The sequence below is a fragment of the Pseudomonas sp. 6D_7.1_Bac1 genome, assembly GCF_025465945.1.
GTDB lineage: Bacteria > Pseudomonadota > Gammaproteobacteria > Pseudomonadales > Pseudomonadaceae > Aquipseudomonas.
Genome location: NZ_JANLNW010000052.1, coordinates 79,174 through 102,740, shown reverse-complemented (window position 1 = coordinate 102,740; position 23,567 = coordinate 79,174). Strand labels below are relative to the sequence as shown.

General features: G+C 58.6%; 20 protein-coding genes and 2 tRNA genes. 17 read left to right on the top strand and 5 right to left on the bottom strand.

Annotated elements, in window-relative coordinates; all coding sequences use genetic code 11:
- Window positions 1-297 precede the first annotated feature (297 nt).
- On the top strand, window positions 298-507 hold the full coding sequence (locus NTD87_RS13500; protein WP_002554837.1) for a cold-shock protein: 210 nt from the start codon (window positions 298-300) through the stop codon (window positions 505-507).
- Between the two features lie 62 nt (window positions 508-569).
- On the opposite strand, the gene NTD87_RS13495 is transcribed toward NTD87_RS13500, so the two are convergent.
- A complete protein-coding gene (locus NTD87_RS13495) occupies window positions 570-1,577 on the bottom strand; it encodes a DUF481 domain-containing protein (protein ID WP_262114440.1) in 1,008 nt (335 codons plus the stop codon).
- Between the two features lie 202 nt (window positions 1,578-1,779).
- Here NTD87_RS13495 and NTD87_RS13490 point away from each other — a divergent pair, with 202 nt between their 5' ends.
- The 4 genes from NTD87_RS13490 to NTD87_RS13475 all read left to right on the top strand — a co-directional run bounded on the left by NTD87_RS13490 (window position 1,780) and on the right by NTD87_RS13475 (window position 6,513).
- Complete coding sequence (locus tag NTD87_RS13490; RefSeq protein WP_262114684.1) at window positions 1,780-2,094, top strand: MGMT family protein; 315 nt, start codon at window positions 1,780-1,782, stop codon at window positions 2,092-2,094.
- Between the two features lie 43 nt (window positions 2,095-2,137).
- Window positions 2,138-3,700 (top strand): AmpG family muropeptide MFS transporter, encoded by a 1,563-nt coding sequence (locus NTD87_RS13485; RefSeq protein ID WP_262114439.1) that lies wholly within the window; start codon window positions 2,138-2,140, stop codon window positions 3,698-3,700.
- Window positions 3,701-3,826: 126 nt separating this feature from the next.
- Window positions 3,827-5,542, top strand: a complete 1,716-nt coding sequence (locus tag NTD87_RS13480) for a proline--tRNA ligase (protein ID WP_262114438.1) — start codon at window positions 3,827-3,829, stop codon at window positions 5,540-5,542.
- A gap of 17 nt (window positions 5,543-5,559) precedes the next feature.
- A complete protein-coding gene (locus tag NTD87_RS13475) occupies window positions 5,560-6,513 on the top strand; it encodes a hypothetical protein (RefSeq protein ID WP_262114437.1) in 954 nt (317 codons plus the stop codon).
- An 85-nt stretch (window positions 6,514-6,598) separates the two neighbouring features.
- Here NTD87_RS13475 and dinB read toward each other — a convergent pair whose 3' ends face one another.
- Complete coding sequence (dinB, locus tag NTD87_RS13470; protein WP_262114436.1) at window positions 6,599-7,660, bottom strand: DNA polymerase IV; 1,062 nt, start codon at window positions 7,658-7,660, stop codon at window positions 6,599-6,601.
- 299 nt (window positions 7,661-7,959) lie between these two features.
- Between dinB and NTD87_RS13465 the strand changes: the two genes are divergently transcribed.
- The 6 genes from NTD87_RS13465 (at window position 7,960) to NTD87_RS13440 (ending at window position 14,750) form a co-directional block, all read left to right on the top strand.
- Window positions 7,960-8,036: transfer RNA gene (locus NTD87_RS13465), tRNA-Met, on the top strand.
- 222 nt (window positions 8,037-8,258) lie between these two features.
- Window positions 8,259-8,335, top strand: a tRNA-Met gene (locus tag NTD87_RS13460).
- A 277-nt stretch (window positions 8,336-8,612) separates the two neighbouring features.
- Window positions 8,613-11,255: a bifunctional lysylphosphatidylglycerol flippase/synthetase MprF gene (gene mprF / locus NTD87_RS13455; protein ID WP_262114435.1), complete on the top strand. Its 2,643-nt coding sequence runs from the start codon at window positions 8,613-8,615 to the stop codon at window positions 11,253-11,255.
- Window positions 11,255-12,550, top strand: coding sequence for a virulence factor family protein (locus tag NTD87_RS13450; protein WP_262114434.1), 1,296 nt, complete (start codon window positions 11,255-11,257; stop codon window positions 12,548-12,550). The genes mprF and NTD87_RS13450 overlap by 1 nt, the downstream gene beginning before the upstream one ends.
- 587 nt (window positions 12,551-13,137) lie before the next feature.
- A complete protein-coding gene (locus NTD87_RS13445) occupies window positions 13,138-13,464 on the top strand; it encodes a DUF3077 domain-containing protein (RefSeq protein ID WP_262114433.1) in 327 nt (108 codons plus the stop codon).
- A 329-nt stretch (window positions 13,465-13,793) separates the two neighbouring features.
- Window positions 13,794-14,750, top strand: coding sequence for an antitoxin Xre/MbcA/ParS toxin-binding domain-containing protein (locus NTD87_RS13440; protein WP_262114432.1), 957 nt, complete (start codon window positions 13,794-13,796; stop codon window positions 14,748-14,750).
- A gap of 259 nt (window positions 14,751-15,009) precedes the next feature.
- Here the strand turns inward: NTD87_RS13440 and NTD87_RS13435 are convergent, their stop codons facing one another.
- A complete protein-coding gene (locus NTD87_RS13435; protein ID WP_262114431.1) occupies window positions 15,010-16,911 on the bottom strand; it encodes a potassium transporter Kup in 1,902 nt (633 codons plus the stop codon).
- A 317-nt stretch (window positions 16,912-17,228) separates the two neighbouring features.
- On the opposite strand from NTD87_RS13435, the gene rimO reads away from it, so the two are divergent.
- From rimO to tsaA, 5 genes are all read left to right on the top strand, one after another.
- Entirely contained in the window at window positions 17,229-18,563 is a 1,335-nt protein-coding gene (rimO, locus tag NTD87_RS13430) for a 30S ribosomal protein S12 methylthiotransferase RimO (RefSeq protein ID WP_262114430.1), read from the top strand.
- Between the two features lie 115 nt (window positions 18,564-18,678).
- Window positions 18,679-19,152: a GNAT family N-acetyltransferase gene (locus tag NTD87_RS13425; protein WP_262114429.1), complete on the top strand. Its 474-nt coding sequence runs from the start codon at window positions 18,679-18,681 to the stop codon at window positions 19,150-19,152.
- Window positions 19,153-19,234: 82 nt separating this feature from the next.
- On the top strand, window positions 19,235-19,945 hold the full coding sequence (locus NTD87_RS13420; protein WP_262114428.1) for an rRNA pseudouridine synthase: 711 nt from the start codon (window positions 19,235-19,237) through the stop codon (window positions 19,943-19,945).
- Between the two features lie 75 nt (window positions 19,946-20,020).
- On the top strand, window positions 20,021-20,488 hold the full coding sequence (locus tag NTD87_RS13415) for a DUF1456 family protein (RefSeq protein WP_262114427.1): 468 nt from the start codon (window positions 20,021-20,023) through the stop codon (window positions 20,486-20,488).
- Window positions 20,489-20,490: 2 nt separating this feature from the next.
- Entirely contained in the window at window positions 20,491-21,189 is a 699-nt protein-coding gene (tsaA, locus tag NTD87_RS13410; RefSeq protein ID WP_262114426.1) for a tRNA (N6-threonylcarbamoyladenosine(37)-N6)-methyltransferase TrmO, read from the top strand.
- A gap of 130 nt (window positions 21,190-21,319) precedes the next feature.
- Here tsaA and fpr read toward each other — a convergent pair whose 3' ends face one another.
- Window positions 21,320-22,099, bottom strand: a complete 780-nt coding sequence (gene fpr / locus NTD87_RS13405; RefSeq protein WP_003189055.1) for a ferredoxin-NADP reductase — start codon at window positions 22,097-22,099, stop codon at window positions 21,320-21,322.
- Between the two features lie 149 nt (window positions 22,100-22,248).
- Here fpr and NTD87_RS13400 point away from each other — a divergent pair, with 149 nt between their 5' ends.
- Window positions 22,249-23,175, top strand: a complete 927-nt coding sequence (locus tag NTD87_RS13400) for a LysR family transcriptional regulator (RefSeq protein WP_262114425.1) — start codon at window positions 22,249-22,251, stop codon at window positions 23,173-23,175.
- Here NTD87_RS13400 and NTD87_RS13395 read toward each other — a convergent pair.
- Window positions 23,172-23,534: a diacylglycerol kinase gene (locus NTD87_RS13395; protein ID WP_262114424.1), complete on the bottom strand. Its 363-nt coding sequence runs from the start codon at window positions 23,532-23,534 to the stop codon at window positions 23,172-23,174. The genes NTD87_RS13400 and NTD87_RS13395 overlap by 4 nt on opposite strands.
- Window positions 23,535-23,567: the final 33 nt, after the last annotated feature.

Here is a 23,567-nt window from a genome sequence, read left to right as displayed (position 1 = left end):
CGCCGCCGGTTCAAAGTCCGGGGCACAATTCTCGCCGATCCCCCACGACTTCCGGGCCTTCGCGGCAATACAGCGCACCGTCAGTCATGAAAACAGAGAAACCTTCGTAAAGACCATTGGCACGTTCAGGAAAAAGGGTTAAGGTGGCGTCACTGTGCTGCTTGTGTCACTGAGAATCTCTACACGATATGTTGAATTTCGATCCAACCATCTACAAGAATTTTTCCTGCTCTTTGCACTCAGTCTCGGCCAGGGTTCTTCCTGAGTCGCAGTTATCTTTGTTCAAGGAGTTACACCATGTCTAATCGCCAAACCGGTACCGTTAAGTGGTTCAACGATGAAAAAGGCTTCGGCTTCATCACTCCACAATCCGGTGACGACCTGTTCGTTCACTTCAAAGCTATCCAATCCGACGGCTTCAAAAGCCTGAAAGAAGGCCAACAGGTTTCTTTCATCGCTACCCGCGGTCAGAAAGGCATGCAAGCTGAAGAAGTTCAAGTTATCTAACTTGTCCTGATTTAGTAAAAAGCCCCGCCCTCAAAAGCGGGGCTTTTTTGTGCCTGTCTGTTTTACCAGGCCACACCGAAACCTGCGGTGTAACGGGTCTTGCTGAGGTCACTTTTTTCAGTGCCACTGATCACGTCTCGCTCGGCCTTCAGATTGAGCGATGCCCACTCCGTCACCTTGTAGCGCAACCCGAGCTCCGCATCGAGGGCGTAATTCGCCACACCCGATAACGGCTTCCCAGCCTCCCCCGTGGCGAACAACTCAACCGTCTTGCCAATCAGGTAACGGTTGTAATCCCACTTCATTGCCAAGGAATAGAAGCTGTCCGCACCGCCTTCCTTGTACTCATAGTCAGTACGATTGAGCAGCGAGCCCAGAGAGAAAGCACCCAGCTCATCATCCCAGAATTGATAGCCCGGGCCCGTACCGACCGTGCGCTGTCGGGACAGCTCTTCAACCTTGTCCCGCTTATAGGCCAAACGTCCCTCCCAGAACCACTTTTCGGTGATAAAGCGATCAAGGGCGTATTCAGCGCGCCAATTGTCAGTGGTGACCACATCATTCTGAAATTCGCGGTTGTACTCACCTTCGGCGGTATGGCGCCACTGACCATGACGGGCGGAGGTTTTGAAATCAATGTCGTAAGCATCGGTGTTCTTTTCCGCTCGCTGGTAATCCAGCGCCATATCGACATTGCCTTTCCACACCATGTCTTCGATGACCGGCTTAGGCGTGACAATCTGCTGAATGCTCGACAATTCGACGATTTTCGGCGCCTCACCATTGGTCAGGGTCACCTTGCCCGCTTCGGCAGCCTGCAGTGATTTGGCTTTTTCGCCGGTATAGGCATCCTGCTTGACCAGCAACTCCTGATCGCTTTCCAGCGTTTTGACCTGCTTCCAGTCAATTGCTATCACCCCGGCGTATTCGGTCTGAATCAACAGCTTCCCGCCATCGAAGACCTTGATCTTGCCACTCAGACGGTCACCATTTTTCAACCACACCGTATCGGCCAGCACGGGCGTAGAGGCACTGATAACGGCGAGGCACAACAGGGTTCTGGACAACATAAACAAAGACCGGGCTCGGGTTTACGAGAAAGGGGCGGCATTATCCCGACCATAAAAGCCTTGGCAAGGACTGATCCGAGTATTTGTGTTGAGCTCATTTCTCATTCGCTCATCGAAGATTTATTCTAGAGCACGCATCAACCCCTCATCAGGAAACGGCAACGTGACTGACGCCAACAGCGAGACCGAAACCCCGGCGCAGATGCGCCGAACCACGCTCTATCTGACCCTGGCACAGGTTCCTGAAGGCAAAGTGGTGAGTTACGGCCAGCTCGCCGAACTGGCAGGCCTGGGGCGGGCCGCGCGCTGGGTGGGACGAACACTGAGTCAGTTGCCTGGCGACACCAAGCTGCCCTGGCACCGCGTCTTGGGTGCCGGCGGTCGCCTCAGTTTGCCTCTGGGCAGCCCTTCAGGCGATGAACAGCGGGCACGCTTGCGCATGGAAGGCGTCAGCATCCTGAACAATCGTGTTGATATTCAGCGTCATGGCTGGCGTCCGGTAGAGCACAGCGGTTAGAGTGCGCGCTTTGTTTTCGCAATTTTGAGGCAGACTCCAGCCCATGCCCCGTAAAACCTGGCGCGCCGCGCTCGCCGCTTATGCCAGCCCTTCGACACTTGTATTGTTGTTGCTGGGTTTCGCCGCCGGCCTACCCTACATGTTGGTGTTTTCGACGCTCTCCGTCTGGCTGCGTGAGGCCGGCGTCGCCCGCGAAACCATTGGCTATGCAAGCCTGATCGGGCTGGCCTACGCATTCAAATGGGTCTGGTCGCCACTTCTCGACCAATGGCGCCTGCCATTGCTCGGCAAACTCGGCCGACGACGCTCCTGGCTGGTCCTGGCGCAGATACTGCTGATCTTCGGCCTGATCGCCATGGGTTTCTGCGACCCGCAAAAACACCTGTCCTGGCTGATTGCGATTGCCGTTCTGGTCGCATTCGCCTCCGCGACACAAGATATTGCCGTCGACGCCTACCGCCTGGAAATTGTCGACGACACCCGTCAGGCGGCACTGGCTGCCAGCTATATGTCCGGCTATCGGGTCGCCGCGCTGCTGGCAACGGCCGGCGCACTGTTCATTGCCGAAGGCTTCGGCTCCACAGGCTTCAATTACAAGCACTCCGCCTGGACCGGCACCTACGCGCTGTTCGGCCTGTTGATGATCCCGGCGCTACTGACCACCCTGTTCATGCGTGAGCCTCCCGTGCCGCTGCGTACCCAGCTGTCCGCTGGCCGCTACAGTTTTGTGCACCAACTGGCGTCGGTATTTGTACTCATCGTTTTGCTGGTGTCCGTGCCCGCGATGTTTACTCAGCTCTACAACACCGACTTCGCCAGCGTGATCTCGGGCGCCATGAGCCCATTGGATCTGCTGCTGGAAGATCGAGCCTTTCTGCGGGCGCTCCTCTACATCATCCTGACCAGCCTGTGCCTCTCTACCATGGGCCGCCGCGGCCTGGCCCCGGTACTGACACCGGTGAACGACTTCGTTGTACGCTACCGCTGGCAGGCCTTTCTGCTGCTGGGCCTGATCGCCACCTATCGAATGTCCGACACCGTCATGGGCGTAATGGCCAACGTGTTTTACATCGACCTGGGCTTCACCAAGGATCAGATTGCCGGCGTGAGCAAGATCTTCGGCCTGATCATGACCCTGATAGGCGCCGGCATGGGCGGCCTGCTGATCGTGCGTTTCGGAATCCTGCCGATTCTGTTCATCGGCGGGTTCGCTTCAGCCGCCACCAACCTGCTGTTCATGATGCTCGCCGACATGGGCGCCAACCTGGAGATGCTGATCGTCACCATCTCCCTGGACAATTTCAGTTCAGGCATGGCCACCTCGGCCTTCGTCGCTTACCTGTCGAGCCTGACCAACCTGAAGTTCTCCGCGACCCAGTACGCCCTGCTCAGCTCGATCATGCTCCTGCTACCACGCCTGATTGGCGGTTACTCGGGAGTCATGGTGGAGAAATACGGTTATCACAATTTCTTCATCATCACGACGCTGCTCGGTGTGCCAACCCTGCTGTTGATCGCCCTGCACTGGTACCAGGAAAATCGCCGCGAAGGTCCGACACCGACGCCCGAGCCATCCCAGGCCGCCACCGCCGTCGAAGAATCGTAAGACCCCAGGGCGCGGGGGTGTCCCCGCGCTCGAGCCACGCCGCCGGCCGCAATCCTGTACGCCAGCAAATCTCGCCCGTACAATGCTCCGTCATTTCTAGTTTTCAGCAACCGACAACGGCCTACCATGCGTACCAGTCAATATTTGCTCGCCACACAGAAAGAAACGCCTTCCGATGCCGTCGTCATCAGCCATCAGCTGATGCTGCGCGCCGGCATGATCCGCAAACTCGCCTCTGGCCTGTACACCTGGCTGCCGATGGGCTTGCGAGTGATGCGCAAGGTTGAAGCCGTCGTTCGCGAAGAAATGAACGCCGCCGGCTCTCTCGAAGTGTTGATGCCGAGCACTCAGCCGGCTGAACTGTGGCAGGAATCTGGCCGCTGGGAAGAGTACGGCCCGGAACTGCTGCGCTTCAAGGATCGCCATGGTCGCGACTTCTGCGCCGGCCCGACCCACGAAGAAGTAATCACTGATCTGATGCGTAACGAGTTGAGCAGCTACAAACAGCTGCCAATCAACCTGTACCAAATCCAGACCAAATTCCGTGATGAAATCCGCCCACGCTTCGGTTTGATGCGCGGCCGCGAGTTCATCATGAAGGACGCCTACTCCTTCCACGCTGATCAGGCATCGCTGCAGGTCACTTACGACCGCATGCATCAGGCCTACTGCAACGTGTTTACCCGCCTGGGCCTGAAATTCCGCCCGGTTGAAGCCGACAACGGTTCCATCGGTGGCGCCGGCTCCCACGAGTTCCACGTACTGGCCGAATCCGGTGAAGACGACATCGTCTTCAGCAACGGTTCCGACTACGCCGCGAACATCGAGAAAGCCGAAGCCGTACCACGGGAAACCTCGCGCGCGCTACCTTCTGAAGCGCTGCGTCTGGTCGACACCCCGAACGCGAAAACCATCGCGCAACTGGTGGAAGGCTTCAATCTGCCCATCGAAAAAACCATCAAGACCCTGGTGGTTCACGCCGAAGAAGCCGGCAAGCTGATCGCGTTGATCATTCGTGGTGACCACGAGCTCAACGAAATCAAGGCCTCCAACCAGCCTGGCGTTGCCAGCCCACTGGTCATGGCCTCCGAAGCCGAGCTGCGTGACGCCATCGGCGCGGGTGCCGGCTCCCTCGGCCCGCTGAACCTGCCGCTGCCAATCATCATCGACCGCTCGGTCGAGCTGATGAGCGACTTCGGTATCGGCGCCAACATCGACGACAAGCACTACTTCGGCGTCAACTGGGAGCGCGACCTGCCGGTTCCGACCGTGGCCGACCTGCGTAACGTCGTCAGCGGCGACCCAAGCCCGGATGGCAAGGGCACCCTGGAAATCAAGCGCGGCATTGAAGTCGGGCACATCTTCCAACTGGGTAACAAGTACAGCAAAGCGATGAAGTGCGAAGTGCTGGGCGAGAACGGCAAGCCGGTCACCCTGGAAATGGGCTGCTACGGCATCGGCGTTTCCCGCGTGGTGGCTGCCGCCATCGAGCAGAACAACGACGACAAAGGCATCATCTGGAGCGACAGCCTCGCGCCGTTCCAGATCGCCCTGGTGCCGCTGCGCTACGAGATCGACCTGGTTCGCGAAGCCACCGACAAGCTCTACGCAGAACTGACTGCGGCCGGCTTCGAAGTGCTGCTGGATGATCGCGACAAGAAAACCAGCCCGGGCATCAAGTTCGCGGACATGGAGCTGATCGGCATTCCTCACCGGATCGTGGTCAGCGACCGCGGCCTTGCCGACGGCAACCTGGAATACAAGAGCCGTACCGAGGCCGAGCCACAAGCCCTGCCGGTCGCTGACGTAGTGTCTTTCCTCCAGGCTCGTATCCGCCGCTGACACCAGATAGAGAAGTCATGTTCAAGCGAAACACCTTAAGCCTCGGTGGTGCCGCCCTGTGCGGCACCCTGTTGCTCAGCGGCTGCGCCAATCAGATGTCACAACGCAGCGAGCACGAGGAACGCATCGAGCGCAAACTGCTCGATCACAGCCTGCAGATCGATGTCGGTGAGCCTAAGGTGCTTGAGCTGCCGCAACGCCGGGTACGGATTCACGAGCAGAAGACCTTCGAAGTCACCGAGTACGACGTCACCCGCCGCTACGATCGCTACACGCCTTACCAACCCTGGCGCAAGATCTACGAGATCCCGCTGGGCGCGCTGGCGATCGTGGCGGGCGCTGGCGCCAACATCGCCAACGTCTTCGCCCTCGGCAACTTGCCGGACAGCATGACCAAGGACTGGATCAACTACGGCGTCGACGGGCTGAACCCGTTCATGAACGTGCAGTCCCACGGTCGCGCACAACAGAACCTGGCCGGTATCGATGAAGTCCAGCGTGATAAACGCATGGAGTATTCGAGCCTGCCATGGAACGAGCGCCCGGTAGAGGTCAAGGCCGGCAAGCAGACCTTCGAGCTCACCACCGACCGCAACGGCGTGTTGCGCTTGAACCTGCTCGACAGCCCGTTCGCGGAGCAGGACCTGAGTCATATCGGCAAGCTGCAGATCACTGTCGAAGATGCTCAGGACGACGTGCACACCGATTCGTCCCTGACGATCAGCAGCACCCTGCGCAGCAAGCTGCTGGAAGCTCACGCACTGATTTACGACGACCTCGAAGACGACGAAGTGAGCCAGTGGGTGCATCGGGTCAAACGCCTGTCGGAGTTGGGCCTGGAAGAAGAAGCCAGCGAGCTGGAACAAAGCCTCATCGAACTGACCCGCAATGATCCTGAATTGCAAAGCGAGTTTCTCAAGTCGCTGACCAAGGATGCCGGGCGATTAGTGGCGGATCCAGGCGCCAATTGATAGCTTGAAAAGATCGCAGCCTGCGGCAGCTACGTACTTCGCTTGCGTAGAGCTGCCGCAGGCTGCGATCTTTTGCTTTTAACGATCAACGCTCAAACAGATCCAACTGCTCAAAGCCGCCACGCAGATCCTGCAAGCGCACGCCAATCCCCAATAAACGCACGGGCTTCCCACCTCGGTTGAAGGCCTGAGTCAGCAACAGCTGATAGCTACCAAGGTCCCGCCCTGCCCCGGCCTGCTCCAGCGTGGTCTGGGTAAAATCATGGAACTTCACTTTGACGAACGGCTTGCCGGGACGGTAGCTGCTGTCGATCCGCGCCATACGCCCGTTCAGGGTTTCCAGCAGCTCCGGCAACTTATCCAGGCAACTGACCAGATCCGGCAGATCCACATCGTAGGTATTTTCAACACTCACCGATTGCCGGCGACTGTCGTTCTGCACCTGCCGATCATCAATCCCACGCGCCAGACTCCACAGACGCTCGCCAAAACTGCCAAACTCGCGCACCAGCGCCAACTTGCTCCAGTCGCGCAACTGAAGGCAATCGACAATACCGAGCTTCGCCAGCTTGTCCGCGGTGACCTTGCCGACGCCGTGCAGCTTGCTCACCGGCAACTGCGAGACAAAGTCCTCGACCTGATCCGGCGTGATCACAAACAACCCGTTGGGCTTTTTCCAGTCACTGGCGATCTTCGCGAGAAACTTGTTCGGCGCCACACCCGCCGAGACCGTGATGTGCAGTTGATTGGAGACCCGGCGCCGGATGTCCTGGGCAATTCGTGTGGCACTGCCGGCGAAATGCGTGCTTTCAGAGACGTCGAGGTACGCCTCATCCAGCGACAGTGGCTCGATCAGGTCGGTGTAATCGCGAAAAATCGTCTGAATTTCCTTCGATGCTTCTCTATAGGCATCCATTCGCGGCTTGACGATGACCAGGTCCGGACACAGCTTCAAGGCATGCCGCGATGACATGGCCGAACGCACCCCATAAGCCCGCGCTTCATAGTTGCAGGTCGCAATAACACCACGATGATCCGCCGAGCCACCGACCGCCAGCGGTTTGCTCGCCAGAGTCGGGTCGTCACGCATCTCGATGGCGGCATAGAAGCAGTCACAATCGACGTGGATGATTTTGCGCTGCGTCATATAAGGCGGTGTTCGATGAAGGAAAAGGGGTTAGCTGAAAACGAATCGCCAGTATCTCACCGACAACTGTATATAGCACCAGTGCTTTAATTCTTCTCTACTAGCGGTAGGAAACGCCTACACGGGATTTATTTTCTCAATCGAAACCAACCCGCCAATAGAGCTGAAAGCCTTGTGCAGCAAGCCCTCAAGCCCTACCAGACCTCCTGCCAGACACGCTAAGCGATTGAACAAGAACAGATTTTTCTGAATTAGCAATTGACACCCCAGCGATCCTCTGTAGAATGCCGACACACAGACGCGGGATGGAGCAGTCTGGTAGCTCGTCGGGCTCATAACCCGAAGGTCGTCGGTTCAAATCCGGCTCCCGCAACCAAACATCAAAAAAGGCTACTCGAAAGAGTGGCCTTTTTTGTGCGTGTCTGTTTTTCATCTTTTCTCCTTCCCTCTCGTCGCCAGAGCCGAGAAAAAACCCGTTGCGCTTCTTATACTTAACTTAAGACCTGCGACCGTTCGAGGCTAATTAACGTTAATTTGACCAAGCGGAGCATTAACGGTTGACACTCAAGCGATCGCCTGTAGAATGCCGCCACACAGACGCGGGATGGAGCAGTCTGGTAGCTCGTCGGGCTCATAACCCGAAGGTCGTCGGTTCAAATCCGGCTCCCGCAACCAAACATCAAAAAAGGCTGCTCGAAAGAGCGGCCTTTTTTGTATCTGTTGAAAAGTCCTTTCGCAACAATGATCTGGCAAGGTGCTAGAACCTTTGGCCTTCTTCAGGGTCCACCAGATCAGGCTATGCTGAGTCGCGGGCAAGCCCCACTATAGTTGAGTGTGCGTAATCCCCGATGCTCGGTGATACGCGTTAATATTTGTGATTATTTTTTTCTACAGGGATTGGTAACTTGGCTGGATACCCGCATCCTGTCGCGCACAATCCAAGAGGTTATTGATGCGCGCCAACTCGTCTGATTCACAAGACACCGTCACAGCGACACAACCGATCACCGCCACTCGTCTGCATTGGCTGGATCTGGTCAGCAAGTACCGTCAGCCCATTGGCCTGGCGGTCACGTTGCTATTGTTCGCTATCGCGTTGATTGCCTGTCGCCATCTATTAAGCGAACTCGATCTCTACGCCCTGCACGACTCGATTCTGGAAGTGCCGAAACCGGCCCTGCTCGGCGCATTGGGCGCGACTATTGCCGGCTTCATCATATTGCTCGGCTACGAATGGTCGGCCACTCGTTACGCTGGCGTGAGTTTGCCGCCGCGCACCATGATTCTGGGTGGCTTCACCGCGTTTGCAATCGGCAATGCCATTGGCCTATCGCTGCTATCCGGCGGCTCGGTACGCTACCGCCTGTATGCACGTCACGGCCTTGGGGCTTCGGAAGTCGCCCACATGACGCTGTTCGCCAGCTTGTCATTGGGCTGCGCCCTGCCGCCGCTCGCTGCCCTGGCGACGCTCAGCGACCTGCCGTCCGCCTCCAGCGCGCTGAATTTGTCACAGCCATTGCTGGGCGGGATCGCGATCGCCGTACTGCTGCTCTGCTCGGTACTGACCTTCGGCATCTACCGCCGGCGCCTGCCAGATCAACCGTACCCGGACAACCTGCTGGTTCGCGTCGGTCGACGCACGCTACGCCTGCCTGGTCGTCGCCTGACTTTCCTGCAATTGGTGATTACCGCACTGGACGTGGCAGCCGCCGCGACCGTGCTTTATCTGCTGCTACCGGAAGCGCCACCGTTCGGCGCCTTCCTGCTGGTCTATCTGCTGGCCCTGGCCGCTGGCGTGCTCAGCCATGTACCCGGCGGTGTCGGGGTATTCGAAGCGATTCTGCTGGCGGCCTTTGCCGACAAACTCGGTGCTGCGCCACTGGCTGCCGCCCTGCTGCTGTACCGTCTGATCTATGTGGTTCTGCCGCTATTGGTGGCCTGCGTCCTGCTGTTGATCAATGAAGCGCAACGTCTGTTCAACACCCGTCAATCGCTGCGCGCCGCCTCGGGCATGGCCGCGCCGGTGCTGGCGATACTGGTGTTCCTGTCTGGCGTCGTATTGCTGTTCTCCGGCGCCACACCGGAAATCGACACTCGCCTGGAGCATATCGGCTTCTTGATTCCCCATCGCCTGGTCGATGCCTCGCACTTCGGTGCCAGCCTGATCGGCGTGCTCTGCCTGCTGCTGGCTCAAGGCCTGCGCCGTCGCCTCTCGGCCGCGTGGATGCTGACCACCATTCTGCTGATGATCGGTGCCGTGCTCTCGCTGCTCAAAGGGTTCGACTGGGAAGAATCTTGCCTGATGATCCTGACCGCCAGCCTGCTGGCGATCTTCCGCCGCTCGTTCTACCGCCCAAGCCGTTTGACCGAAGTGCCATTCTCGCCGCTGTACCTGGTGGCCAGCCTGTGCGTGTTGGGCGCCTCGATCTGGTTGCTGCTGTTCGCCTATCAGGATGTGCCGTACAGCCATCAACTGTGGTGGCAGTTCACCCTGGACTCTGATGCCCCACGCGGCCTGCGCTCGCTGCTCGGCGCGGCGGTCTTGCTGGTGGTGGTGTCACTGACCTGGTTGCTGCGCACCGCGCGCCCGGTCATTCACCAGCCCGACACCGAAGAACTGGATAAGGCGCTGAAAATCCTGATGGCCTCGTCGCAACCAGACGGAGGCCTGGCCCTGACCGGTGATAAGGCGCTGCTGTTCCACCCTAACGACGAAGCGTTCTTGATGTATGCGCGTCGTGGCCGCAGCCTGGTAGCCCTGTACGACCCGATCGGCCCGACCCAGCAACGCGCGGAGATGATCTGGCAGTTCCGTGACCTCTGTGACCTTCATCATGCCCGTCCGGTGTTTTATCAGGTACGCGCCGAAAACCTGCCGTACTACATGGACATCGGCCTGACCGCGATCAAGCTGGGCGAAGAAGCCCGGGTCGACCTGCATCGCTTTGATCTCGAAGCCAAGGGCAAAGAGATGAAGGACCTGCGCTACACCTGGAACCGTGGCACCCGCGATGGCCTGTCGCTGGAAATCTACGAGCCGGGTCACGCCCCCATGGAGGAGCTGCGGGTCATTTCCGATGCCTGGCTGACTGGCAAGAATGTTCGCGAGAAAGGCTTCTCCCTCGGCCGTTTCAGCGACGATTACCTCAAGCACTTCCGGATTGCGATCATTCACTTTGAAGGTCGCCCGGTGGCGTTCGCCAACCTGCTCGAGACCTATAGCCATGACCTGGCCAGCCTCGACCTGATGCGTGCACACCCGGACGCCCCCAAGCTGACCATGGAGTTCATGATGGTCGGCCTGATTCAACATTATAAAAATCATGGATACACACGCTTCAGTCTGGGCATGGTACCGCTGTCGGGTCTGCAACCCCGTCGTGGCGCACCACTGACCCAACGCCTCGGCTCGATGGTGTTTCGCCGTGGCGAGCAGCTCTATAACTTCCAGGGGCTGCGCCGCTTCAAAGACAAATTCCAGCCCGACTGGGAACCTCGTTACATGGCCGTGCCCGCCGGACTCGATCCGCTGGTGGCGCTGGCCGATACCGCCGCCCTGATTGCGGGCGGCTTGACTGGATTGGTGAAACGCTGATGATTCAACGCTCCTGGCGGTATGTATTGGCCACTCTGGTGGTGCTGGCTGTGATCCTCGGTGGTGGTTACTGGTACTGGAACCGCCCGGCACCAGAGCCCACCCTCGAACTGCTGACGCCGACGGATGGCCCGGCGATGACCCGTGTCATTCCCGGCACCACGCCGCGCGCCCAGGTGGTGGTCGCGGTGAACGAAGAGAAGAAGCTCAGCGACAAGCAACTGATGACCCTGAGCCAGGGCGGTGCCGCGCAAATCGTTCAAGTGATCCTGCCCGCCGATTGCACGCAGCAAAATAACGCCCTGCAGTCGGCCCTTCAACAGCTCAAAGGCCCTGCGACCCTGGTCAGCGGTATCGGCCCTGGCGCCGTCCTGGCCTGGCGCTGGCTGGCCGAGCAGAAAGACGACAAGTCCCAGGCCGTTTCAGTGGACCTGGCCCTGGAAAAACCCGGCTGCACCCAGCAGCTGCCAAAAAGTGCAGCTCACGGCCATTGGCTGGTTGCGTGGAACGACAACCCGGACGATACCAGCGCCGGTTTCGTACGCGACCAACCCAATGCCGAAACCAGCATCAGCGACTACGACATCAACCTGCCACAGGTCCTCAACAACGAACTGCGCAAGATCCTCGTCGGCTCCGACAAGGGCAACGGCGGCCTGAACATCCCGGTGGTCGAAGTGCCTGCTGGCCAAGCCAAGGACACCGTCACCCTGTTCCTCTCCGGTGATGGTGGCTGGCGCGACCTGGACCGTGACGTGGCCGGTGAAATGGCGAAGATCGGCTACCCGGTGGTCGGCATCGACACCCTGCGCTACTACTGGCAGCACAAGAGCCCTGAGCAAAGCGCTATCGACCTGACCGAACTGATGCAGCACTACCGCCAGAAGTGGGGCACCAAACGCTTCATCCTGACGGGTTACTCGTTCGGCGCTGACGTCTTGCCGGCAATCTACAACCGCATGCCGGAAAGCGAACAACAGCGGGTCGATGCAATCATCCTGCTGGCCTTCGCCCGCACTGGCAACTTCGAAATTCAGGTCGACGGCTGGCTCGGCAATGCCGGTAAAGAAGCCGCCACCGGCCCGGAAATGGCCAAACTGCCAGCCGACAAGGTGCTGTGCATCTACGGCGCAGAGGAAATCGCCGAGAGCGGCTGCACTGACAAGACAGCGGTGGGCGAAGCCATCAAGCTGCCGGGCGGCCACCACTTCGATGAGAACTACCCGGCCCTGGCCCAGCGCCTGGTCGACGCCATCAAGCAGCGCCAGAGCAAGGACAAGGTCGCGGAACAGTGACCTGAGCCAAGCTCAAAAAAGCCCCCGTTATCGCAAGGTAACGGGGGCTTTTTTCATGTCGCGCGCCGCTCGACCGGACGGCACAGTTCACCTGTGGGAGCGAGCCTGCTCGCGATAGCATCACCTCGGGTTGCCTGACACATCGAGGCGCCTGCATCGCGAGCAGGCTCGCTCCCACATTGGATATCCATTGCCTTGGGGTTATGCATTCGCCCAAAGAAGCCGCGTTTACTTTCGTTTACTTAAGGTGTCGCAATATCGGATGACGGCCGCAGACCTTGTAGGCACACTCCGAATCTCGCGTTTGGGCACTTTGATGCCTTGTTGCGCTTTTCTTCGACGGGATACTCTCCGGACGTCGCTGACCATTCAGCGATCGGGTGTGGTAACCCGGCGAAACCAACGCAACAGCGCCTTCATCACGAACACAGGCATTTTTTGTCTGCGATCTCGAGTTATGGCGGCTGTGCGTGGGACGCCCTCGGGCGTGCCGGTTTCCTTGGTTCCCGGTTTACCACCCTGCGTACAGCTGCCACCCTTTCGTGTGGTAACGAAAAAGGCAGCTCCTCGAACCTAGGAGCAAGACCATGACCAAAACAGATACGTCTTCACCTTCAGAACTAAAAACCATCGGTCTCACCCCCCTCATCTACTGCTCGGATCAAGCGTTGTTCAACGTCCGCGGTGGCGTCCCCATAACGGATGCATTGACCCAGGCCTCCGATCTGCTGTTCCTCGCCCGATCCTTCGCCGAGGATGCCGCCTTCTCAAAAGACACCGACCGCCACGCCTGGGCCGCGCATTATCTGACGGCAATGAGTAAGGCAGTGATTGATGATGTGGTGAAGGTCCTGACCCCGCGACCTGCCCGGACAAAGACCAAATCTGAAGACCAGCAGCCTGAAAGCAACTAAAGGGGGAGCGTGCAGAATTCGGAAAAAATCGTACGCTAAGGTTTTCTGACCTACCGTAGCTGTAGCGGCTTGCAATCGAAAACTGCCATGCTCGTAATCAATGGGTTGGGGGAGCAACGGAACAGAAAGTGCACTTAAGCTTGTTAATGCTAAATCACTTTGCATCCCCTTGTGTTCCCTTGTGTTCCCTTGTGTTCCCTTGCATTACGACCTTCATTACGCGATACTTCGCTCAACAACTAATCCTCATGACCGGCGTGGCTTGACCATCTGGTTGGAGGGGGAAAAAGCCGGCGCTAGCCGGTTTTTTCGTTTCTGGAGTACGATAAATGCAGGGAACGCCTGAGCTAGAGCCTCTGCGCACTCGCATCTACATCGACGGATACAACTTCTACTACGGCTGCTTGCGTGGCACTCCCCACAAGTGGCTGGATCTGCTGCCCCTCTTTGAAAAACACATCCTGCCATCCGCGCTAGTCAAGGATGGCGATGGCCATATCCGGCAATCGACCCTGCTTACCTCCCCCTCGATCAAGTTCTTCACCGCAAAGATCATCGAGTCCGTTGCCCGAGCTCCCGAGTCTGTATCGTCTCAGGCGCGCTATCACACCGCGTTGCGCAAGCTGCATGACGGTCGAATCGAGCTGATCGAAGGCTACTACGCTGTCAACAAAATGAAGGTAAAGATCGTCGACGCCGAGCATCCCGACAGGGCTCCCCGCGAATGCCAGGAAATCCAAGCCTGGAAGGTCGAGGAGAAACAAAGCGACGTGAACCTAGCCCTGCAGGCATACCACGACGCAATCACAGGGCAGATTGATCATGCGATCATCGTCACTAACGACACGGACATTGCGCCGGCACTGGAGATGATGAGAGCTCACACCAATGTGTTGATCGGCGTGGTTGTACCGACCACCGACCACACACGACCGCCAAACACCGACTTGGTGAAACTGTCTCACTGGACTCGCCGGCATATCAACTCCAACGAGCTCGCAGCCTGCCAATTGCCCCGAGTCATCCAGGGCAAGCGTCCGACAACCAAACCTGAGTCCTGGTATGGGCAACCGGAACTGCTGCAGGAGATCCTGGAACTGGCGATCCCGGTACGAGGCAACAAGGCGGCAGTGTTCAAATGGATGGAGCAGCCCAATCCCTATCTGGATGGCAAGCGACCTATTGAGCTCGCTGAGACTGTCGAGGGTGCGAATCGCGTACTGGAGTACGTTCGGAAATGGATTGCGCAACATGCACCTGCACCGGATGAGCAGAACGGAAGCTGATTATGACCGCTGTGCATGCGCTGCATCCGTCCAGTTGAAGTACACCCCCTGCCGGACGTCAGGCGGGCCACCGGCGCCGCGTCAGAGTAGGGCCGCCTTCTGCATTTCCTGACGCCTCGGCGTCAACCTCTATGGCCTCAACCTGACAGGCCGCACGCTTAGCGTACGATTTTGTCCGTTTTCTCTATCGTCCCCTAAAGGCACAGAGACGAAAAAGCCCCCGTTACCCAACGGGCAACGGGGGCTTTTTTGATCGGACCTACATCTCTACCTGAGTACCCAGCTCAATCACCCGGTTCACCGGCAACTTGAAGAACCGCAGGTTGCCGTTGGCGTTTTTCAGCATGAAGGCGAACAACACTTCGCGCCAGCGGGCCATGCCTACGAGCTTGGAGGTGATGACCGTCTCACGGCTGAGGAAATACGTCGTACGCATCGGACTGAAGTTCAGCTCATCGAGAGGACACAGCTTCAGCGCTTGTGGCACGTCCGGCTCATCCGTAAAGCCGAAGTGCAGGATCACCCGATAGAAGCCCTCACCGTAGGAATCGACCTCAAACCGCCGCTGCTTCGGCACCCGCGGAATGTCCTCGTAAACCACGGTCAGCAGCACCACCTGCTCATGCAGCACCTGGTTGTGCAACAAGTTGTGCAACAACGCATGGGGAACCGCATCCGGCCGCGCAGTGAGGAACACCGCCGTGCCCTGGACCCGATGAGGTGGCTGCACGCGAATACTGTTGATAAAAATCGGCAGCGGCAGTCCGCCCTCATCCAGTCGATCCACCAGCAGCTCTTTACCACGCTTCCAGGTGGTCATCAGGATAAACAGCACAATCCCCGCCAATACCGGAAAGGCACCGCCCTGCACGATCTTGGGCACGTTGGCGGCGAAGTACAGCCCGTCCACCAGCAGGAAGCCGATCAGGATCGGCACCGTCAGGATCGGCGACCATTTCCACAGCAACAGCATCACCGCCGCCACCAGAATACTGGTGATCAGCATGGTCCCAGTCACCGCCACACCGTAAGCCGAGGCCAGAGCGTTGGAGGACCCGAAACCGATCACCAGCAAAATCACCCCGATCATCAGCGCCCAGTTCACCGCACCGATATAGATCTGACCTTGCTCGGCGCTTGAGGTGTGCTGAACATGCACGCGTGGAATGTAACCGAGCTGAATCGCCTGACGGGTCAGCGAGAACGCACCGGAGATCACCGCCTGGGAAGCGATCACCGTCGCCAGCGTCGACAACACCACCAATGGAATCAACGCCCAGCCCGGCGCCAACAGGTAGAACGGGTTACGCGCCGCTTCCGGGTTTTCCAGCAGCAAGGCACCCTGGCCGAAGTAATTGAGTACCAGCGCCGGCAGCACCAAGGCGAACCAGGCACGAGCAATCGGCTTGCGACCGAAGTGGCCCATGTCCGCGTACAGCGCCTCGGCACCGGTCAGCGCCAGCACCACAGCGCCGAGAATGGCGATGCCCATGCCGGGATGATCCGTGAAGAAGCGCACGCCCCAGATCGGGTTCAGCGCTTGCAGCACTTCCGGATGCTGAGAGATGCCATGAGCACCCAGTACACCCAGCACCACGAACCACAACACCATCACCGGACCGAACAACTTGCCGATGCGGTCGGTGCCGTGTTTCTGGATCAGGAACAACCCCACCAGCACGATCAGCGACAACGGCACGACCCAGCGCTCGAGGCCGTCGAAGGCCAGTTCCAGACCTTCCACCGCCGACAATACGGAAATCGCCGGGGTGATCATGCTGTCGCCATAGAACAACGCAGCGCCGATCAGGCCGAGGATCACCAGCACCGACTGCAGTCGCGGATACGATGCCGACGCTCGCCGCGCCAGCGCGGTCAAGGCCATGATCCCGCCTTCGCCCTGGTTGTCGGCACGCAGAATGAACAGCACGTACTTGATCGAGACCACCCAGATCAGCGACCAGAAAATCAGCGCCAGAATCCCGAATACCCCGTCATGGTTGACTTGTACCCCATAGCCGCCGGTAAACACCTCTTTGAGGGTGTACAGCGGGCTGGTACCGATATCGCCATAAACCACCCCGACCGCCGCTACCAACATTCCCAAGGGCTTTGCCCCGGAATGCCCTGAGCCTACTGCCTGACTACTTGCCTGACCCATCAACCACTCCTGCCACCAAGACCGGGGCTTCATATAAAAAGCATGACACCAGGGTCTACGCTTTGAAAACCTGTGCAGACTGCCGTGCAGCATGCGCTGTTTTACTTATTGATACAGACGAATTATTAACGGAAAAAATACGTCTGGGTATAACGGCGCGAAGCATAGCGCAGCACTCGTCGTATTTCCCTGCATAAAGCTGGTCAAGTGCGCTGACCGTCGCTAGAATTGCGCACTTTTTGATCAGAGGCGCGTAAAGTGCCCGTCTGCTGCCCTGCCCTTTCTGGCCGGAGGCGCAACTTATACCGAGGTTAGACATGTCCACCACCACGCCGGCCAACCCTAAAGTTGGCTTCGTATCCCTGGGTTGCCCGAAAGCACTGGTCGACTCCGAGCGCATCCTTACCCAACTGCGCATGGAAGGCTATGACGTCGTGTCCACCTATCAGGACGCCGATGTCGTGGTGGTCAACACCTGTGGCTTCATCGACTCGGCCAAGGCCGAATCCCTGGAAGTGATTGGCGAAGCCATCAAGGAAAACGGCAAGGTCATCGTGACCGGCTGCATGGGTGTCGAAGAAGGCACCATCCGCAACGTGCACCCGAGCGTGCTGGCCGTGACCGGTCCGCAGCAGTACGAGCAAGTGGTCAACGCCGTGCACGACGTCGTGCCGCCGCGCAAGGATCACAACCCGCTGATCGACCTGGTGCCGCCGCAAGGCATCAAGCTGACGCCGCGTCACTACGCCTACCTGAAGATTTCCGAAGGCTGCAACCATAGCTGCAGCTTCTGCATCATCCCGTCGATGCGCGGCAAACTGGTCAGCCGTCCGGTTGGCGATGTGCTCGACGAAGCCCAGCGCCTGGTCAAATCCGGTGTCAAAGAGCTGCTGGTGATCTCCCAGGACACCAGCGCCTACGGCGTCGACATCAAGTACCGCACCGGCTTCTGGAACGGCGCGCCGGTGAAAACCCGCATGACCGAACTCTGCGAAGCACTCAGCACCCTCGGCGTCTGGGTTCGTCTGCACTACGTTTACCCGTACCCACACGTCGACGAGCTGATCCCGCTGATGGCCGCCGGGAAAATCCTGCCGTACCTGGACATCCCGTTCCAGCACGCCAGCCCGAAAGTCCTCAAGGCGATGAAACGCCCGGCGTTCGAAGACAAGACCCTGGCGCGCATCAAGAACTGGCGCGAGATCTGCCCGGACCTGATCATCCGTTCGACCTTCATCGTCGGCTTCCCGGGCGAAACCGAAGAAGACTTCCAGTACCTGCTGAACTGGCTGACCGAAGCCCAGCTCGACCGCGTCGGCTGCTTCCAGTACTCGCCGGTTGAAGGTGCACCGGCCAATGACCTGGATCTGGACATCGTGCCGGACGACGTCAAGCAGGACCGTTGGGACCGCTTCATGGCGCACCAGCAAGCCATCAGCTCGGCGCGCCTGCAAATGCGCATCGGCCGTGAAATCGAAGTATTGGTCGATGAAGTCGACGAGCAAGGCGCAGTCGGCCGTTGCTTCTTCGATGCCCCGGAAATCGACGGCAACGTGTTCATCGACAACGGCAGCAACCTCAAGCCGGGCGACAAAGTCTGGTGCAAGGTGACCGACGCCGACGAATACGACCTGTGGGCTGAACAGATCTAAACGCAAAAAATATGAAAAGCCCCGCACTCTTCACGAGATGCGGGGCTTTTTTACGTCTATCGTTTTGTTCAGCAAGAGGATTTCACCTCACGCACAGCACAAGGGGCAGGCGGGAATGCGCCATCACTCGGTCATCCATACACCGAAACACAGCGACTACGAAGAACTGACCCAAGTCTGGGAGGCGTCGGTACGCGCCACCCATGATTTTTTGCCGGACAGTTACATCGAGCGGCTGAAAAACCTGGTGCTCACCCGCTACCTGGATTCCGTCATGCTGATCTGCACCCGCGACCGACGCCAGCACATCACCGGGTTCGCCGGGGTTGCGGCGGGCAAGGTCGAAATGCTCTTTATCGCCCCCGAACATCGTGGCGAAGGCCTGGGCAAACAACTGCTGCGCTACGCCCTCGAACACCTGAATGCCGATGAACTGGACGTCAACGAACAAAACCCGCAAGCCTTGGGGTTTTATTTCAAACAGGGTTTCGAAGTCATCGGGCGCTCGGAGGTCGATGGCATGGGCCAGCCTTATCCGCTGCTGCACATGCGCTTGAAACAGGCCAATCAACAGGCACAGCGCGGCTAAAAGCCACACAAGGCAAATGGACCCGCGATTAACCGGCGCGAGGCAGGTACAATGCCTCCCCCCTTTTGTAACGGCCCCTGTCATGACTGACCCGATTCGTCTCTCCAAACGCCTCATCGAGCTCGTCGGCTGTTCCCGTCGGGAGGCTGAGCTGTTCATTGAGGGCGGCTGGGTTACCGTGGACGGCGAAGTCATCGATGAGCCGCAGTTCAAGGTCGACACCCAGAAAGTCGAACTCGACCCCGAGGCCAAGGCCACCGCGCCGGAGCCGGTGACCATCCTGCTAAACGTGCCTGCTGGCATGGACGCGGAAACAGCCATGGCAACCATCAGCGCCGAGACCCTGAGCGAAGAACACCGCTTCAGCAAACGCCCGCTCAAGGGCCACTTCCTGCGCCTGACCGCCAGTACCGACCTGCAGGCAAATGCCAGCGGTTTGTTGGTGTTTACCCAGGACTGGAAGATCCTGCGCAAGCTCACCGCCGACTCCGCCAAGATCGAGCAAGAGTATGTAGTCGAGGTTGAAGGCGAGATGGTGGCTCACGGCCTCAACCGCTTGAACCACGGCCTGACCTACAAGGGCAAGGAACTGCCGCCGGTCAAAGCCAGCTGGCAGAGCGAAAACCGCCTGCGTTTTGCGATGAAAAACCCACAACCGGGCGTGATTGCCCTGTTCTGCCAGGCCGTCGGCCTGAAGGTCGTCGCCATCCGTCGCATCCGCATCGGCGGTGTTTCCATTGGCAAAGTGCCGTTGGGGCAATGGCGCTATCTTTCCGGCAAAGAAAAGTTCTAAGACTTTTTACGCCGCCCTACATTTCGGCGCCGCTTTTTACGCGGCGCCCACTGTTGAATATCAGGATTGCACACCATGATTCATAACGACGTACTGCGCAGCGTGCGCTACATGCTCGACATCAGCGACAAGAAAGTCATTGAGATCATCAAGCTCGGCGGCATGGACGTGACCATGGAAGACTTGGTGACGTACCTTGATAAAAAAGAGGAAGACGAGGAAGGCTTCGTACGTTGCCCGGACGACGTCATGGCGCATTTCCTCGATGGCCTGGTGTTCTTCAAGCGTGGCAAGGACGAAAGCCGTCCGCCGCAGCCGATCGAGCTGCCGGTCACCAACAACATCATCCTGAAGAAACTGCGTGTGGCCTTCGAACTGAAAGAAGACGACATGCACGCCATCCTCAAGGCTGCCGAGTTCCCGGTCTCCAAGCCTGAGCTGAGCGCGCTGTTTCGCAAGTTCGGCCACACCAACTACCGCCCATGCGGCGACCAGTTGTTGCGCAATTTCCTCAAGGGCCTGACCTTGCGCGTTCGCAGCTGACCATGACCTACAGCGTTACCCCCATCGGCTTTGTGCGCTCCTGTTTCAAGGAGAAGTTCGCCATTCCGCGTCAGCCGCAACTGGCGCCAGCCGCTCGCGGCATTCTGGAATTGGTGGCGCCGTTCGATCAGGGCGACGCGGTACAAGGCCTGGAACAGGTCAGCCATGTCTGGCTGCTGTTCCTGTTCCATCAGGCACTGGAAGACAAGCCGCGACTCAAAGTCCGCCCGCCGCGCTTGGGCGGCAACAAGTCCATGGGCGTGTTCGCCACGCGTGCGACCCATCGACCCAATGGCATTGGGCAATCGGTGGTCAAGCTGGACAAGGTTGAGGCCAATCGCCTGTGGATCTCCGGCATCGACCTGCTGGACGGTACGCCGATTCTCGACATCAAACCCTACGTGCCCTACGCCGATATCATCACGGGAGCGTCCAACGAGATCGCCAGCGCCGCACCGCAGCTGATTCCGGTGCAGTGGACGGATGCCGCGCTGCAACAGGCTCATACGCATGCTCAGCGCCTTGAAGAGCCCTTGGTCGAGTTGATCGAGCAATGCCTGGCGCAGGACCCGCGCCCGGCGTACCAGACGCCTACCCCCGAACGCGAATACGGCGCGCAGTTCTGGGACCTGGACGTACGCTGGCATTACCCCGAAGCCGGACTGATCCGCGTCCTCGAAGTCATCCCTGTAAAGATCTGAACGCCAGAAACCACTGTGGGAGCGAGCCTGCTCGCGAAGGGGGCGTGTCAGTCGACATTGAAGTTGACTGTCACACCGCTTTCGCGAGCAGGCTCGCTCCCACAGGGAAAGCAGAGCAGTTGAGTACGGCTTACTTCTCGACGAACGCACGCTCGATCAGGTAGTCACCCGGTTCGCGCATACGCGGCGAAACTTTCAGACCGAAGCTGTTCAGCACTTCGCTGGTCTCGTCGAGCATGCTCGGGCTGCCACAGAGCATGGCGCGGTCGTCTTCAGGGTTGATCGGCGGCAGGCCGATGTCGCTGAACAGTTTGCCGCTGCGCATCAGGTCGGTCAGACGGCCTTCGTTTTCGAATGGCTCGCGAGTCACGGTCGGGTAGTAGATCAACTTGTCACGCAGGGCCTCACCGAAGAATTCGTTCTGCGGCAGGTGCTCGGTGATGAACTCGCGGTAAGCGACTTCGTTGACGTAACGTACGCCGTGGCACAGGATCACTTTTTCGAAACGCTCATAGGTTTCCGGATCCTGGATGACGCTCATGAACGGCGCCAGACCAGTACCGGTGCTGAGCAGGTACAGGTGCTTGCCAGGCTTCAAATCGTCCAGCACCAGGGTGCCGGTCGGTTTCTTGCTGATGATGATCTCGTCGCCTTCCTTCAGATGCTGCAGCTGGGAAGTCAGCGGACCATCGGGAACCTTGATGCTGAAGAACTCCAGATGCTCTTCCCAGTTCGGGCTGGCAATCGAGTAAGCGCGCATAAGCGGGCGGCCGTTGGGCTGTTGCAGGCCGATCATCACGAACTGGCCGTTCTCGAAGCGCAGGCCCGGATCACGGGTGCACTTGAAGCTGAACAGGGTGTCGTTCCAGTGATGAACACTGAGGACACGCTCGTGGTTCATGTTGCTCATGTACGGGGGACTCCTGGAAATTTGTCTGCGCATGCTCTGCGCCTGCCCTGCAAAGAATAAGCTGCTGAGCGCAATTGCATAGCATTCTAATGGCAGCGACAATATCTGTTAAATGGATTATTAAGATAAGGGTTATCGGTTATATAGATATGCGATTTACTCTACGTCAACTTCAAGTCTTCGTCGCCGTCGCTCAGCAAGAGAGTGTGTCCCGTGCTGCGGGCCTGCTCAACCTTTCGCAGTCGGCAGCCAGCACCTCTATCACCGAGCTTGAGCGCCAATCCAGCTGCCAATTGTTCGACCGCGCAGGCAAGCGGCTGAGCCTCAACGCCATGGGCAAACAACTGTTGCCGCAGGCGGTGGCTTTGTTGGACCAGGCCAAGGAAATCGAAGACCTGCTCAACGGCAAGTCCGGATTCGGCTCGTTGGCGGTCGGCGCCACGCTGACCATCGGCAATTACCTGGCGACCCTGCTGATCGGCGGCTTCATGCAGCGCCACCCGGAAAGCCAGGTGAAGCTGCACGTTCAGAACACTGCCAACATCGTGCAACAAGTCGCCCACTATGAAATTGACCTGGGTCTAATCGAAGGCGACTGCAGCCACCCGGACATCGAGGTGCAAAGCTGGGTCGAGGATGAACTCGTGGTGTTTTGCGCCCCGCAGCATCCGCTGGCCGCCCGTGGCCAGGCGACCATGGAGGAACTGACCCATGAGGCGTGGATCCTTCGCGAGCAGGGTTCCGGCACGCGCCTGACCTTTGACCAGGCCATGCGTCATCACCGTAGCGCATTGAATATCCGACTTGAGCTGGAACACACCGAAGCGATCAAACGCGCAGTGGAGTCTGGCTTGGGGATTGGCTGTATTTCGCGCCTGGCGCTACGTGACGCGTTCCGTCGCGGCAGTCTGGTGGCGGTGGAAACGCCGGATCTGGATCTGGCGCGGCAGTTCTATTTCATCTGGCATAAACAGAAATATCAGACGTCGGCCATGCGGGAGTTTCTCGAGCTGTGCCGCGCTTTCACCGCCGGGGTTCAGCGCAGCGACGAGATCGTTCTGCCAACGATTGCTTAAAGCAGAATCACCGCCCACACCAGCGCGATCATGCTCAGGGCCACCAGCTGAGCAGCGCTGCCCATGTCCTTGGCATTTTTCGACAGCGGGTGCTGCTCGAGGGAAATCCGGTCAATTGCCGCTTCCACGGCCGAATTGAGCAACTCAACAATCAGCGCCAGCATACAAACGGCAATCAGCAAGGCACGCTCGACGTGGCTGACGTTCAGCAGAAACGCTAGCGGAATCAGGATGACATTCAGCAGGACCAGTTGACGGAAAGCGGCTTCGCCGGTGAAGGCTGCACGCAGACCGTCGAGGGAATAACCACCGGCATTGAGAATGCGCTTGAGACCGGTTTGACCTTTGAAAGGCGACATAGGGTAGGCAACTGAACCAAAAGGAATAGAAAA